A 12,479-nucleotide genomic window follows, 5' to 3' on the forward strand; every position below is an offset into this window, starting at 1 on the left:
GGCGAGAGAAATTACGACGACGCGTAGAGCGCCTTGAACTTGTTGAGTGACTGCTGGATATCGCCCTTGAGCGCGGCCGCGACCACCATGCCGATCGGCCCGAACAGCGCAGGTCCGCCGAGGTGGACATCGAAGGACACTTTCGCGCCCTCTCCCCCATCAACGGCGGCCGGCGTGATCTTTCCGATCAGCTTGACCTTTACCCCGCCACGGCCCTCGCCGTTGAGGGTCAAGGACTGCGGCGGCTTGTAATTCACCAGCGTCCACTTCACGCGGTTCAGCATGCCCTTGACCTCGACGATCGAGTCGATGACCGTGCCCTTTTCCAGGGTTTCGGGCAACTTCGACCGCCATGCCCGGTGGATGCTGAGCCACTCGTCGTATCGGGACAGATCAGAGGCGTACTCCCACGCCTTCTCCGGCGGCAACGGAACATCGACGGAGACAGACAATTTGGCCATAAGCTACTGCTGCGGTTCTTCCTTGTCGAGGGCGTTCTTCGCCGCTTCTTGCGCCTTGTCGACCACGCTGGAGTACTTGCCCTGCGTCTTCTCGTCGACGATGTCGCCGGCCTTGTCGATGGCCTGCTCGACCTTGTCAGCATTCTGCGACAGAAGGTCCTTGGCCTTGTCCAGGAATCCCATCATCCCACCCTATCTTCTCGATACCTTCTCGGTGTCTACCGAACGCTCCGCATTCTCCCCGCTGCCAGCTATCTCCACAACCGGCGCTTCTCCCCCAGGACCATGCCCTGGACCCACCACAGCGCCTCGATCAACGCGGCCCCGACCAGGCCGATGCCCAGCGCGATTGCGGTGACCTTGAGATTCGACGGATCCAGCATGAACAGGCGTTGAGCCAGCGGCAAACAGAAGATCAGCACATACGCCAGCCCGGAGACCGCGACCAGCGCCACGCGCCACCACTCGTACGGGCGGGCCACCACCGACAGCACCCACAACGAAGACACCAACAAGGTGATGAGTGCCGCCGTCGAGGCCTGCGTCTGCCCCACCAGGCCGGCCGCCCGGCCCTCATAGGCCACCAGGTAGGAGACGAACGTGGCAGTACCCACCACCACGCCCGAGGGCAGCGCCGCCGTCATCACCCGGCGCACGAAACCCGAATGGGCCTGTTCATTGTTCGGGGCCAGCGACAGGATGAATGCCGGGATGCCGATGGTGAACCAGGCCGCGATGGTGACGTGGATCGGCTGGAACGGGAACAACAGCGGATCGGTGCCGAACAACTTGGACGACAACCCGGCCAACCCGACCAGGATCGCCAGCAGCACCGAGTAGACGGTCTTGGTGAGGAACAGGTTCGAGACCCGCTCGATGTTGCCGATCACCCGCCGGCCCTCGCCGACCACGTAGGGCAGCGTGGCGAACTTGTTGTCCAGCAACACGATCTGAGCCACCGCGCGCGAGGCCGAACTGCCCGAACCCATCGCGACACCGATGTCGGCGTCCTTGAGGGCCAGCACGTCGTTGACGCCGTCCCCGGTCATGGCCACCGTGTGCCCGCGCGACTGCAAGGCATGCACCATGGCCCGCTTCTGATCCGGGCGCACCCGGCCGAACGTGGTGTACTCCTCCAGCGCGTCGGCCAGCTGCTCCGGCTCGTGGGGCAACTGCCTGGCGTCCATCGTCTCGCCGTGCAGGCCCAGTTTGCCCGCCACCGCGCCCACCGACACCGCGTTGTCACCCGAGATCACCTTGACCGAGACATGCTGGGAAGCAAAGTAATCGAGCGTTTCACCGGCATCCGGCCGGATCCGCTGCTCCAGCACCACCAACGCGACGGGAGTGACGGTTCCGGGGGCCCGCGGCGCGTCGACCGCCAGATCGGAGGACCCGACCAGCAGCACCCGCAGCCCCTTGGCACCGATCTCCTCGGCTTGCTCGGCCACCGGTGAGCTGGAGTCCAACAACACATCCGGGGCGCCGATCACCCAGTTGCCGTGCTCGCCGTAAGACGCGCCGCTCCACTTGGTGGCCGACTTGAACGGGGCCGTCGCGGTGGCCGTCCAGCCCGGCGGCGTGCCGTAGGCCTCGGCGATCGCCACCATGCTGGCGTTGGGCCGGGCGTCATCGGAGGCCAGCTGCGCCAGTACCTGCGCAACAGCATCTTCGCGGCCCTGCTGGCAGAGCTTGAGATCACTTACCCGCATACCGTTTTCGGTCAGCGTTCCGGTCTTGTCGGCACACACCACGTCGACGCGGGCCAGGCCCTCGATCGCGGGAAGCTCATTGACCAGGCACTGGCGCCGGCCCAGCCGCACCACCCCGACCGCGAACGCGAGTGAGGTCATCAGCACCAGGCCTTCGGGCACCATCGGCACCAACGCACCCACCATGCGTAGCACCGGTTCATGCCACACCGCATCGGTGGTGAAGATCTGACTCATGATGATTGCCAGTGACTCTCGCCAACCACCCTCGTTGTCGACGATGTCGTGGTAGGTCTGCTTGAGCGAATCCAGCATCTCGGGGTCGGTGGTGAACAGCTGGCTGTAGATGATCAGCAGCCCCGCCGGCACCAGCATGTACGTGATGACCTGGAGAATCTTGTTGATGCCGTTGCGCAGTTCGGATTTCACCAGGGTGAACTTGGAGGCCTCTTCGGCCAGCTTGGCGGCGTAGGCCTCGTGTCCCACCTTGGTGGCCCGGTAGGCGCCGGAGCCCGCGACCACGAAACTGCCCGACATCACCGCCTCGCCCAGTTCCTTGACGATCGGGTCGGCCTCACCGGTCAGCAACGACTCGTCGACCTCAAGGTTGGATTCCTCGATAACCTCACCGTCCACCACGATCTGATCGCCGGGCCCGAGTTCGATGATGTCGTCGAGCACCACCTCGCTGGGCAGCACTGCGCGACTACCGGATTCGCGGCGCACGGTGGGCTTGGCCTGGCCCACGATGGCCAGCTTGTCCAGGGTCTGCTTGGCCCGGATCTCCTGAATGATGCCGATCGCGCTGTTGGCGATGATCAGGAGGCCGAAGGCGCCGTTGATCACCGACCCCGTCGATATCACAATCAGGAACAGCACACCCAGAATCGCATTGATCCGGGTGAACACGTTGCCGCGGATGATCTCGGAGATGGTCCGCGCGGCACGCGTCGGGACATCGTTGGACTTACCCTCGGCAACCCGCTGGGCCACCTCGGCTTCGCTCAGACCGGCTGCTGTGGTCATGGTCATCGGGGCTGCCTCTCTTCGCGCAAGCTGCTCATCGGGCGAAAGCCCCCGTCCCGTCCTCGTCGAAATACTCCAGCGTCAGTCTGTCACCGGAAAACGTCGCCTTGGAGATGGTTCCCGGCGGGGCGTTTTCGGTGACGAACCTGAAGGTGAACACGTCACCGTCCCAATGCTCAAGCGGCACGCTGAGCTTCTGCCCCAGCGCCAGGTTCAGCTTCCCGTCCTTTTCGGTCACGGTGGCCGGCCCCCAGTAATCGTTGCGATACACCCCGGTGTAGCCCGAAAGAGGCTTGGCAGGTGCCGGATCCGCGGGCGGCTGCTTGCCCACCAATTCGCCCTCCGGCGCATCCATCTCGGCGAACGCGTCGGCGAATCGCTTGCGCCAGTCCTCGCGCACCTCGCCGAACTGCACCAGGTCGGCGAACTCCGCGGTCAGCGTTTCCGGTACGCCCGTCGGTGTGGCGTTGGTGAGCGCCACGATGGCCACATCGGCCGACGGCAGGACGACGAAATTGGCTGCCGCCCCAAGCTCGAAAGCCCCAGAATGGCTGAGTTGCATTCGGGCGGCCGAGGTCGACCCGACGTTGAACCCGTAACCGTAGAACTCGGACCGCATCGCGGGCTCCGTCGCACGGCTCGACACCGCCTGCGGGGTGAGGGCGGGAAGCAGCGCCTTCTCGTCGACGATCTGCCGGTCCGCATACTTGCCGTTGGCCAGCACCATGGCCAGCCAGCGGGCGACATCGTTGACCGAGGAGCTCGCCCCGCCGGCAGGCGATTGTGGGTCGGGATCCCGCACGTACTGCGGCTCGTATCGGTCGTCGATCCGGATGTGCCCGACGGCCCGGTTGGCCCTGACCTGGAAATCGGCGAAACGCGAACTCGTCGAGCTCATCCCGAGCGGCCGGTACAGCACCTCCCGGGACAGGTCCGCCCAGTCCTTCCCGGCACCCGCCGCCACCGCCTCGGCCCCTGCGGTGAGCCCGAAGTTGGTGTAGGCGTAGGAGATCCGGAACGGTTCCAGAGGGAGTCGGCGCAGATGCTCCAGCACGTAGCGCCGGTCATAGCCGAGATCCTCGAGCTTGTCCCCGGCATGGTCGGGCAGACCCGACCGGTGCGCGAACATGTCTCCCACAGTCACCAGCCGGGTGGTCGTGGGGTCCGACAGTGCGAACCATGGCAGCTTGGAAACCACCGGGGTATCCCATTCGACAGCACCCGCGCCGACCTGTTGGGCAACCACGGTGGCCGACAGCGATTTCGACAGCGAGGCCAGCTGGAACACCGTGTCAGCGTCCACCCGGTTGCCGTCGGCATCGCCGTCACGCACATCGCGGACGCCGAAACCTTTCGCGTACACCGTCTTTCCGCCATGCACCACGGCAACGGCCATACCGGGGATCTTCGCATCGCGCACCAGCTCCTCGGCGATACCGTCCAGCCTGGCGACAGCGTTGTGCACGGCGTTCTCCGGCAACGGCATCGCGGGCACCAGCGGCGGCGGCTGGTCGGCGATCGGCTGGGCGGGTTGGGTGGAGTTGACGCAGCCCGTCAGGGCGATACCCACCGCGAGGCCCACTGCGGCGGTACGCGCCACGACGCGAAGGTTCGACACAGGACGCGAGTATGCCCGCAAACCCGCCCGGGCTCGGTGCAATGCGGTTACAAGTGGGGCTACATCTGCCACCACGGGTCCACCACAGGAGATTCCCGGTCGACCCGCTGGCCGGGCTTCGGCACCACGACAGGCACCCCGGCCGGGTCGGCCGCCGCCAGCAACCGCCGCACCGGATCCACCCAGGGGTGCGGGGCCAGCCGGAACGTGCCCCAGTGAACCGGCACCAGCAGACCGGAATCGGTGACGTCCAGGTGGGCGCGCACCGCTTCCTCGGGATTCATGTGAATGTCGGGCCAGGCCGGGTGGTAAGCACCGACCGGTAGCAGGGTCAGATCGAAAGGCCCGTATTCCGAACCGATTTCGGAGAAGCTCTTGGTGTAGCCGGTATCGCCGCCGAAGAACGCCCGATGTTGCGGCCCGATGAAAGCCCACGAGGCCCACAGCGTGGTGTTGCGCTGGAACAGCCGCCCCGAGAAGTGGCGGGCCGGCGTGCACACCAGGGTCAGCTCGCCGATCCGGTGGCTCTCGTTCCAGTCCAGCTCGATGATGCGGTCTTCGGGAATCCGCCACTTACGCAGATGCGCGCCGATCCCCAGCGGCACCACGAATGGCGCCCGCTGCGTGCGGACCAACCCCAGGATCGTCTCGATGTCGAGATGGTCGTAGTGATCATGACTGATCACCACGGCGTCGACGGCAGGCAGCGCCTCCAGCGGCAGCGGCGGCTCGTGCAGCCGTTGCGGTCCCACCACCCGCGACGGCGAGCAGCGCTGACTCCAGACCGGATCCGTCAGCACCCGGTAGCCATCGATCTCGACCAGCGCGGTGGAGTGCCCGTACCAGGACACCGCGCAGGCCGCGGCTTCCCCGTCGGCATTTTCGGACGGCTCGGCCAGCGGGATCGGCCCGGGCGGCCGGCTGGCCGAGCGCGGGGCGAACATCTCGGCGATCAGCATGCGCCACTCTTCGGAGCTCATGCTGATCCCGGGCGATGCCGGCTCGACGTTGACGAACACACCGTCGGCGTACTGCGTGGACCGCTGCGCCGCCGGGCGGATGTCGCGAGGCAGGGCCCCCACCGAGGCATAGGTCCCGTTCAGCGCGCGCACCAACCACCCGCCGGCCAGCACTGAAGCCGACCTGGTGCCCAACCGCAGCGCAGCGCGCAGCACGTCAGGCCCCGTTGAAGTTCGGCGGGCGCTTCTCGATCCGGGCCACCTGGGCTTCGATGACGTCCTGGCTGCCCCACGCCTTGTCGAACAGCTCCTTGTGGGCCGGCCACGACTCCTCGTAAGCACCGTCGTCATTGAGCACCCGCTTGGCGTGCTGCAGCGCCAGCGGGGCGAACCCGGCAAGCTCGGCGGCCCACTTCTGCGCGTCGGCCAGCGTGCCGATGCGGTTGGCCATCCCGGTCTGAAGCGCGGTCTCCGCGGTGAGCTTCTCGGCGCCGAGCAGCATTCCCCGCGCCCGGCCGTGGCCGACCAGCGAGGTCAGCCGGCGGATACTCCAGTTGTCGAGGGCCAGGCCGTACCGGGCGACGGGGAACTGGAAGTAGGCGTCAGGGGCGACGACCCGCAGATCGCAGATCATCGAAAGGATGACGCCCGCGCCGATCGCCGGGCCGTTGATCGCGCCGATCACCGGAACCGGGGTCCTGTCGATCGCCAAGTTCAGCGCCAGCGCCTTGTCTGGGAGCTTTTCGGCCATGCCCGCGGCATCGGTCAGGTCCGCGCCTGAGCTGAACACCGAGCCGGCCCCAGTCAGCACGATTGCCCGGACGTCCTGCTCGGCAGCATTCTCGACCGCTTCCCGCAGGCTGTCGACAAGCTCGCAGTTCAGCGCGTTGCGCCGCTCTTCGCGTTGCAGTTCCAGGGTCAGGACATTGCCGTCTCTGGTCACACCAATCATGTGGCCAGCCTATATAGGCTGGCGCCGTGAGTCGGATCGGCGCCCGCGCGCTTCGTGATGCAGTGCTCGACGAAGGCTCGTTCCGCAGTTGGGACGCACCGCCCGTCGAGGTCGCCCGCTCTGCGGATTACCAGCGCGAACTGGCCGATGCGTCGGCGAAGACCGGGCTCGACGAGTCGGTGCTGACCGGGGAAGGCACCATCTTCGGCCGCCGGGTGGCCGTGGTGGCGTGCGAGTTCGACTTCCTCGCCGGGTCGATCGGGGTGGCCGCCGCCGAGCGGATCACCGCCGCGGTGACGAGAGCCACAGCCGAGCGGCTGCCGCTGCTGGCCTCACCGAGCTCCGGCGGCACCCGTATGCAGGAAGGCACGGTGGCGTTCCTGCAGATGGTCAAGATCGCCGCGGCCGTCGAACTGCACAAGCAGGCCCACCTGCCCTACCTGGTGTATCTGCGCCACCCCACCACCGGCGGCGTGTTCGCCTCCTGGGGTTCGCTGGGGCACGTCACCGCCGCCGAGCCGGGTGCGCTGATCGGCTTTCTCGGCCCACGGGTTTATGAGCACCTGTACGGCGAACCCTTCCCGTCCGGCGTGCAGACCGCCGAGAACCTGCACGCCCACGGTGTGATCGACGGGGTGGTGCCGCTCGCGCTGCTGCGCGACACCCTGGACCGCACGCTGCGCGTGGTCGCCGACCCGCCTGGCCCGCCCCCCGCCGCCGCGGCCCCCGAGCCTCTGCCCGATGTGCCGGCCTGGGAGTCGGTACTGGCTTCGCGGCGCCCGGACCGGCCCGGGGTCGGCTACCTGCTGCGGCACGGCGCGACCGACCGGGTGCTGCTGTCCGGTACCGAACGCGGCGAGGCCGCGACGATGCTGCTGGCCCTGGCCCGTTTTGGTGGGCAGCCCGCGGTGGTGCTCGGCCAGCGCCACAGCGAGGGTGGGCTGGTCGGGCCCGGCGCACTGCGGGAGGCACGACGTGGCATGGCCTTGGCGGCCGGACTGCAACTGCCGCTGGTACTGGTGATCGACACCCCGGGCCCGGCCCTGTCTATCGAGGCCGAGCAGGGCGGGCTGGCCGGCGAGATCGCCCGCTGCCTGGCCGAATTGGTCACGCTGAACACGCCCACGGTGTCGGTGCTGATGGGCCAGGGCAGCGGCGGTCCCGCACTGGCGATGGTGCCCGCCGACCGGGTGCTGGCCGCCGCGAACGGCTGGCTGGCCCCGCTGCCGCCCGAGGGCGCCAGCGCGATCGTGTACCGCGATACCGCACATGCCGCGGAACTGGCTGCCGGACAAGGGGTTCGCTCTGTCGACCTGCTACGCAACGGCATTGCCGACGCGATCGTGCCCGAACATCCCGATGCCGCCGACGAACCGCGGGCCTTCACCGAGCGGCTGTCGACGGCCATCGCCAACGAGCTGGCCCAACTGCGCGCGGTGCCCGACGAGCAGCGATTGCAGACCCGGCTTGACCGCTACCGGCGGATCGGGCTCTGACTCCAGCGATTTGTGGAGTTTCAGCCGTCCACGGCGCGGCTAGAACTCCACAAATCACCTGTCACACTTCGATCGGCGGGTGCAACCTGTCCATGGTGTACTGCCGGTCTCTTCGCGCGGCCCAGGAACTGCCGGCCAGCGACACCACCAGCACACCGAACAGCACCACGATCGCGATCCACAACCGCGAATCGATCCCGCCCACGATCAACTGCCGAAGGCCGTTGACCGCGTACGTCATCGGATCGACCGGGTGCAGTATCTGGAAGGGTTTCGCGGTGGTCTCCACCGGATAGATACCGCCGGCCGAGACCAGTTGCAGCATCAGGAAGGCCAGCGTCACCACCCGGCCCACCGACACCCCGAACAGTGCGTTGAACGCCTGGATCAGGGCCAGGAACGTGCCCGCGACCAGCAGCAGGAACGCCACGGTGGCCAGCGGGTATCTCGCTTGCAGACCCACCCCGAAATGCACGACCACGTACATCACGACGACCTGGCAGAACACGATCAGCAGGGCGGGCCAGTAGGAGGCCAGCACCACCCGCAGTGCCCCCAGCCCGTTGACCACCGGGCGGGACTGCAACGGCTTCAACAACATCCAGATGATGAGTGCACCGATGAACAACGCCAGAGGCAGGAAGAACGGCGCGAATCCGGTGCCGAACGTGGCGGCCGGATTGTGTGTCTGGATGTCCAGCGCCACGGGGGCGGCCAGGGTCCGCGCCACCTCGGTGCGCTGCTGCGGGGTCCAGGACGGCACCTGGGTCGAGCCCTGCTTGAGCGCGGTGGCCAGCTGCTGGTTGCCGGCCTGCAGCTTTTCCGTGCCCGCGGCGAGTTCGCGTGCCCCACTGGATAGTTGGCGCCCTCCGCTGGAAAGCTGCACCAGTCCGCTGTTGAGCCGCTGGGCGCCGTCGTTGAGTTGGTGTGCGCCGTCGCGCAATTTGACGACGTCGGAGCGCAACCCGCCGGTGACCGCCTTGGTGATGAATACCCGCAGCTTGCTGTTCGGGTCACCCAGCTCGTTCTCCAGCTGGGTGGCGTTGTCGCGCAGGCGGATCAGACCCTCATCGGTGGTGGGGTCGAGGCCGCGGGCGACAAGCAGCCGTTGTGCGCCGGCCAGGAACTCCCCGGTGTCGCGCACCGCGGGATCGGGGCTGTTGCGCAGGATGCCGACCGCCTGGTCGACGATCGCCGCGGCCTGGGCCTGGTCGATGTTCAACGCCGCGATCCGGTCGGTGGTCGAGCGCACCGCACCCGAGAGCCGCTGTGCGGCCATGCCAACCTCGTTGGGGTCCAGACCGAGTCCACTGACCCGGTCCAGCACCGTCAGCAGTGGATCGGTTGCCTTGTCGACCGCCGTCGACAGCTGCCTGGTGCCCGCGGCCAGCTGCGCGGACCCGTCACGCGCGGTGACCAGGCCCGCGGAAAGGGCGTCGGCCCCGGCGGAGAGGCGGTGCGCACCGTCATTGGCCGCGGCGCCCCCGGTGGCCAACTGCTGCGCACCGTCGGATGCCTTGACCAGGCCGGCTCCGGCGTCGGTCAATCCGGTCAGAACGGTGCCGACCGTGCGTTCACCGATGTTCGCGTTGATCTGGTTGATCACCTCACGAGCCGCATTCTGGCCGATGATCGAGCCGAGATAGTTGTTGGCGTCGTTGAACGTGAAGCGGACGTCGGCCTGGTGCGGTGAGCCGCCCGACGGTGACGAGATGCTGGTGCTGAAATCCTCGGGCAGCGTGATCGAGAAGTAGTACTTGCCGCTCGCCAACCCGTCGGCCGCCTCTTGCGCCGAAACCCGGTGCAGCTGAAGCTGACCCGAATCCACCAGCGCATCGGCGACCTCGTCCCCGGCCCTGACCTGCTGTCCCTGCGTGACGGTGCCCCGGTCCTCGTTGACCAGCGCCACCGGAACCTTGTTCACCTCACCGAACGGGTTCCAGAAGGCCCACAGGTACATCGCACCGTAGAGCAGCGGCAACAGGATGACCGTCACCAGCGCGACACGGGGCAACGTGCCGCGCGAGAAACGCTTGAGGTCGGTGCCCAGCGACATTCCGGCAAGCACGGCTACTCGCCACCTTTCTGCGAACCGGCCAGCTCGGCCGGCGTGGTGTTGGGCACTGTCAGTTGATCTCGCACCGCCAAGGCCAGATCGCCGGGCACCCCGTTGACCGTCGCGGTGATCACGGTCTGCTTCTCCCCCAACGCGATCAGACGCCCCAGCACGACGTCGCGATTGCGGTCATCGGTGAGATGGTCGAGGTTGCCGACCACCAGCAGCGGTGGCGTTTTGGTATTGGCCAGCGCGATACGCAGCAGCAGCTGGTCGAGCTCGGTGAGCCCGTCGAAATACTGCGTCAACGACGGCAGCGGCAGATCACCGAACACCGGGGCGCACATCGTCGCCAGGTCGTCGGCGTCGGACCGACCGACCAGCGTGTACCAGGGTGCGTCCCAACGACGTTGCTCGGTCACCAGGTCGCGCACGGTCACCGACTCCGACACCGTGTCGAGCTCATCGATCCCGGCCAGCGCGGCAGACCGGAAGATGTCGGACACCCGGGTATGTCCGAACACGGTCAGCTTTCCGCGCACCGTTTTCATCCGCCCGGCCAATGTCATCAGCAGCGCGGTCCGGCCGGTACCGGCTGGTGCCGCCAACACCGTCACCCCGCCCTCGGCGATATCGAGATCGATTGGGCCGTAAACCGGACCCCACGGCCCACGCATCGTGATCCCGCGGGCGGTGATGGCTGGAGGCTTTTGCTCGTCCGCGCCGGGATCAGGCTCTGGACTTTGCTCAGGCATGGGCCAATCACAACACATCCGATGGGCCCGCACCGGGAATGGCATTCTGGATTTGTGGAGCCTCTGTGGCACTTCGCCGGAAATTTCTGGTGGCTGATCTTTCCACTGGGAGGAATCGTCGGCGGCGGTATTCGGGCCGTCGCCGCTGCCAACGAGCGCCGGGCCCAACGCCGACTCGAGCGGTACCGCATCAAGCAGCAGACGAAGGTCGAGATCGCCAGGGCCGCCGGGGCGGCCAAATCGGCTGACACGAAGCACCAACGGGAGCTGACCAAGGTGCTGGAACAGCATGACCGCACCGATGCCCGGTGGCTCGATTACGAGATCGACCTCGCCAAACTGCTGGACTTCCCGCTGATGACCGACATGCGGGACCCGTTGACGATCGCGTTTCACCGGGCGCGCGGCCGCGCCGATCTGATCCGGCCCGAGAAACCCGAGGATCTGCTCGGCGACCGCAACGCCCAACTCGAATACCGCGACGCGGTGCATGACTACGTGACGGCCTTCGACATCGCCGAGGCCGAGGCGATCCGTCGGCGACGCAGTGACTTCTCGGAAGCCGCCCAGGACCGCATCGCCCGGGCCCAACAACTGCTGCGACTCGCCTCCGACGACGGCGCCACACCGGACGAACGCCGCAGCGCCTACGTGCGAGCCCAGAAGGAGCTCGAAGGGCTCATCGTGCTGCCGGCCAGCACCCGGGCGAGCATCGAGCGCAGGATCGTCGGAGAGCTGGAGGCCTGATCAGATGACCGAGGTATGGCGGGTGCGGTAATACAGCACCACTGCGGCGATGGTGGCTTCGGTCAGCGCCAGCACCACTGCCAATGTCATCACCGCCGCCATCGCTGAAGCCGGCGCCGGCATCGCAGCTCCGGCCAGAACCACGCCATGATCGTGCGAAGGCATCGGCATGTGTAAAGCAACCATCGCCAGGTTCATCAACGCGATCGTGCACCAGATTGCAGAAGTACCGCGCTGCCACAGATGAGCCGCACAGAACAGACAACCCACGATCATGACGGCCAGCACCGCCCCGGCCGCCGGGTTGGCAGACGAGCCGAGCATCACCGCATGCAGGAGTGCCGAGCCGGCACCCAAGAGCGCACACGTCCGCCGCCCCAGAACAGTGCAGACGTGCGCGGCGGCCGACATACCCTCATCGTCGCAGCCATCGGCGTCCGCCGCTGTCTTAACGGCACGCAAACACTTCACACTTGGGTAGAGCAGCCACGCCGCCAAAACTCATCGCCCGAGCACAACATCGACTGCGACTCGCCCGCGACGACGACGCGACAACGGACGAATGCCACAGCGCCGGCGCAATTAATACTTGCGAATATCGGAAATGGAATTGTGGGTTAAAAAGCGAATCGCCCCCCACTAAAAAGTGGGGGGCGATTCTTAATTTGTGTTCGGCGGTGTCCTACTTTTCCACCCG

General features: G+C 66.9%; 11 protein-coding genes. 2 read left to right on the forward strand and 9 right to left on the reverse strand.

What is annotated here, in order from left to right; all coding sequences use genetic code 11:
- Positions 1-11 precede the first annotated feature (11 nt).
- The 6 genes from ACZYZ7_RS30185 to ACZYZ7_RS30210 form a co-directional block, all read right to left on the reverse strand.
- Positions 12-461, reverse strand: coding sequence for a type II toxin-antitoxin system Rv0910 family toxin (locus tag ACZYZ7_RS30185; protein ID WP_135458179.1), 450 nt, complete (start codon positions 459-461; stop codon positions 12-14).
- A 3-nt stretch (positions 462-464) separates the two neighbouring features.
- Positions 465-644 carry an antitoxin gene (locus tag ACZYZ7_RS30190; RefSeq protein ID WP_135458181.1) on the reverse strand — a complete coding sequence of 60 codons (180 nt, stop codon included), beginning with the start codon at positions 642-644 and terminating at the stop codon, positions 465-467.
- A gap of 68 nt (positions 645-712) precedes the next feature.
- Positions 713-3,205, reverse strand: a complete 2,493-nt coding sequence (locus ACZYZ7_RS30195; RefSeq protein WP_135458183.1) for a cation-translocating P-type ATPase — start codon at positions 3,203-3,205, stop codon at positions 713-715.
- Between the two features lie 28 nt (positions 3,206-3,233).
- Positions 3,234-4,817: a serine hydrolase gene (locus ACZYZ7_RS30200; protein ID WP_463742427.1), complete on the reverse strand. Its 1,584-nt coding sequence runs from the start codon at positions 4,815-4,817 to the stop codon at positions 3,234-3,236.
- A gap of 59 nt (positions 4,818-4,876) precedes the next feature.
- A complete protein-coding gene (locus ACZYZ7_RS30205; protein WP_463742428.1) occupies positions 4,877-5,992 on the reverse strand; it encodes an MBL fold metallo-hydrolase in 1,116 nt (371 codons plus the stop codon).
- Position 5,993: 1 nt separating this feature from the next.
- Positions 5,994-6,728: an enoyl-CoA hydratase gene (locus ACZYZ7_RS30210; RefSeq protein WP_135458191.1), complete on the reverse strand. Its 735-nt coding sequence runs from the start codon at positions 6,726-6,728 to the stop codon at positions 5,994-5,996.
- A gap of 26 nt (positions 6,729-6,754) precedes the next feature.
- Here ACZYZ7_RS30210 and ACZYZ7_RS30215 point away from each other — a divergent pair, with 26 nt between their 5' ends.
- Positions 6,755-8,224, forward strand: a complete 1,470-nt coding sequence (locus tag ACZYZ7_RS30215) for a carboxyl transferase domain-containing protein (RefSeq protein WP_450072600.1) — start codon at positions 6,755-6,757, stop codon at positions 8,222-8,224.
- A gap of 61 nt (positions 8,225-8,285) precedes the next feature.
- On the opposite strand, the gene ACZYZ7_RS30220 is transcribed toward ACZYZ7_RS30215, so the two are convergent.
- Positions 8,286-10,280: a YhgE/Pip family protein gene (locus ACZYZ7_RS30220; RefSeq protein ID WP_463742440.1), complete on the reverse strand. Its 1,995-nt coding sequence runs from the start codon at positions 10,278-10,280 to the stop codon at positions 8,286-8,288.
- A 14-nt stretch (positions 10,281-10,294) separates the two neighbouring features.
- Positions 10,295-11,035: a P-loop NTPase family protein gene (locus tag ACZYZ7_RS30225; RefSeq protein ID WP_463742429.1), complete on the reverse strand. Its 741-nt coding sequence runs from the start codon at positions 11,033-11,035 to the stop codon at positions 10,295-10,297.
- Between the two features lie 54 nt (positions 11,036-11,089).
- Here ACZYZ7_RS30225 and ACZYZ7_RS30230 point away from each other — a divergent pair, with 54 nt between their 5' ends.
- Positions 11,090-11,782, forward strand: coding sequence for a hypothetical protein (locus tag ACZYZ7_RS30230; RefSeq protein ID WP_463742430.1), 693 nt, complete (start codon positions 11,090-11,092; stop codon positions 11,780-11,782).
- Here the strand turns inward: ACZYZ7_RS30230 and ACZYZ7_RS30235 are convergent, their stop codons facing one another.
- Entirely contained in the window at positions 11,783-12,280 is a 498-nt protein-coding gene (locus ACZYZ7_RS30235) for a hypothetical protein (protein WP_463742431.1), read from the reverse strand.
- Positions 12,281-12,479: the final 199 nt, after the last annotated feature.

It is taken from the genome of Mycobacterium sp. IDUB_17 (genome assembly GCF_055419465.1).

What these genes read in the sequence shown, in the direction of transcription:
- ACZYZ7_RS30220 (WP_463742440.1), bottom strand. Translation starts at nt 10,280, where the DNA reads ATGTCGCTGGGCACCGACCTCAAGCGTTTCTCGCGCGGCACGTTGCCC.
- ACZYZ7_RS30190 (WP_135458181.1), bottom strand. Translation starts at nt 644, where the DNA reads ATGGGATTCCTGGACAAGGCCAAGGACCTTCTGTCGCAGAATGCTGAC.
- ACZYZ7_RS30210 (WP_135458191.1), bottom strand. Translation starts at nt 6,728, where the DNA reads ATGATTGGTGTGACCAGAGACGGCAATGTCCTGACCCTGGAACTGCAA.
- ACZYZ7_RS30195 (WP_135458183.1), bottom strand. Translation starts at nt 3,205, where the DNA reads ATGACCATGACCACAGCAGCCGGTCTGAGCGAAGCCGAGGTGGCCCAG.
- ACZYZ7_RS30185 (WP_135458179.1), bottom strand. Translation starts at nt 461, where the DNA reads ATGGCCAAATTGTCTGTCTCCGTCGATGTTCCGTTGCCGCCGGAGAAG.
- ACZYZ7_RS30225 (WP_463742429.1), bottom strand. Translation starts at nt 11,035, where the DNA reads ATGCCTGAGCAAAGTCCAGAGCCTGATCCCGGCGCGGACGAGCAAAAG.